The 1878-nt window shown below is 27.9% G+C and carries 2 protein-coding genes and 1 pseudogene; all 3 read right to left on the bottom strand.

All coding sequences use genetic code 11. The annotated features are described in order from the left end of the window. Positions 1-86, bottom strand: a pseudogene (locus tag E6A48_RS12065) (DNA repair protein RecO); the annotation flags it as partial. 70 nt (positions 87-156) lie between these two features. Then, positions 157-324: a DUF362 domain-containing protein gene (locus tag E6A48_RS11690; RefSeq protein WP_013245128.1), complete on the bottom strand. Its 168-nt coding sequence runs from the start codon at positions 322-324 to the stop codon at positions 157-159. Positions 325-417: 93 nt separating this feature from the next. Continuing rightward, entirely contained in the window at positions 418-1689 is a 1272-nt protein-coding gene (locus tag E6A48_RS11695) for a hemolysin family protein (protein WP_219710479.1), read from the bottom strand. Positions 1690-1878 lie beyond the last annotated feature (189 nt).

Raw genomic sequence — 1878 nt, forward strand, 5'->3', positions numbered from 1 at the left:
TTTTTTTTTGTGAGAAAAGAAGCTATAATAGATGAGTTTTTATAATTATTGTATGATAATATAAAAGCCTCATAATTCTTTATCAAATTAAATTCCTTTTTAAAAATTAAAGGGCAGATCATAAATGACCCGCCCCAACTTATGCCTACTTAAGCATTAAGCTTGATGTATAGCGTTGCTAGGACAAACAGCTTCACAAGCTCCGCAATCAGTACATTTGTCTGGATCTATTTTGTAAATATCTCCTTCGCTAATTGCATCGAAAGCACACTCAGGAAGACATGATCCGCAAGCTACACAATCGTTATTTATAACACGTGGCATAATTTACCTCCATAAAAAATTAAACTGTATGAGCATTATAACATAACTAAAAAATTATAGCAATATTACATATTATACAAATATACAATATATTTAATTCTCTTCTAATTTTTCTACTATGACTTTGTCTATTCTAGCTCCGTCCATATCAACTATCTCTAAAGATAAGTTTTTCCATGTTATAGATTCTCCTTCTTTTGGAACATGCTGTAATAATTCTAATATTAGTCCGCTTATAGTATTATAGTTGTTTGATATGTTTTCATCTTCTATTTCAAAATATTCTAAAAAGTCGTAAATAGGGCATTGTCCGTCTACAAAATATCCGCCGTTTTTTCTTTTTCTTATATCCATATTTTTACTTGTTTCGCTAATAGAACCAACCAAAGCAGAAAATATATCATGCTGTGTAATCATACCATCTATGTTTCCAAACTCATCAGATATAAAGCCTATTTTTGTGTTATTTTTTTTCATCTCTTCCAATACTAAATAAACTTCCATATTGTTGTGAAAGTATGTGGCCTTTTGTGCATATTTTTCAATCTTTGCTTTGCTGTTATTTAACTTATCAAATATTTCATTTATTTTTATAACGCCAACTATATTATCTAAAGTTTTGTCTATTAAAGGGTATACAGTATAAGGATTTTTGGATATTGTTTTTTTTATTTCATCATTAGTCATATTTATATCCAAATAGACTATATCAGCTCTGTGAGTCATAATAGATTCTATTTTTCTGTCTCCCAAAAAGAATGCTCTTTCTATAATATCTTGTTCTACTTCTTTTACTTCTCCGCCTTGTTTGCCTTCTTCTATCATAGATTTTATTTCTTCTTCTGTAACAGGAGTTTTTTCGTCTTTTATACCTAAAGTTCTGGAAACTACAATAGCACTGTTTGACAATATCCACACAAATGGAGCTCCTATTTTTGATAATATAGTCATAGGGCTTGCCACAGCTTTTGCTATTTTTTCTGGCATAACCATTCCCAACCTTTTTGGCACTAATTCTCCAAATATTAATGTGAGGTAAGTAACTAATGCTACTATTATCACTTGAGATATTACATAAGAATATGCTGCGGGTATATTTATTTTTATTAAAAGGTTTGATAAATCTTTTGATATAGTGTCTCCAGAGTATATACCTGTTAGTATGCCTATTAAGGTTATTCCTATTTGTATGGTTGATAAAAACTTATCTGGTTCATTAGCTAAATCTAAAGCTATTTGTGCTTTTTTATTTCCCTCTTTAATATCTTTTGTTAAAGAGCTTTTTCTTGCTGATATTATAGCTATTTCAGACATAGCAAATATTCCATTTAAAAGTATAAGTATTATTACAATAATTATGTCCATTTATTATATTCCCTTAAAAAATAGTAGATTTTTATTAATGAAAAAATAAGATTGATTTTTGAAAATGTTATTACTCAGCGGCATATTTGTTAATAATTTCCCATATATTAATATTTTATAATATATAGGAAAAATTACAATAGCTATTTTTAGTGGTATTTTTTATCATAAAATATATAATTGCTAAAA

This window comes from Brachyspira pilosicoli (genome assembly GCF_019402445.1).
Classification (GTDB): Bacteria; Spirochaetota; Brachyspiria; order Brachyspirales; family Brachyspiraceae; genus Brachyspira; species Brachyspira pilosicoli_B.

What these genes read in the sequence shown, in the direction of transcription:
- E6A48_RS11690 (WP_013245128.1), bottom strand. Translation starts at nt 324, where the DNA reads ATGCCACGTGTTATAAATAACGATTGTGTAGCTTGCGGATCATGTCTT.
- E6A48_RS11695 (WP_219710479.1), bottom strand. Translation starts at nt 1,689, where the DNA reads ATGGACATAATTATTGTAATAATACTTATACTTTTAAATGGAATATTT.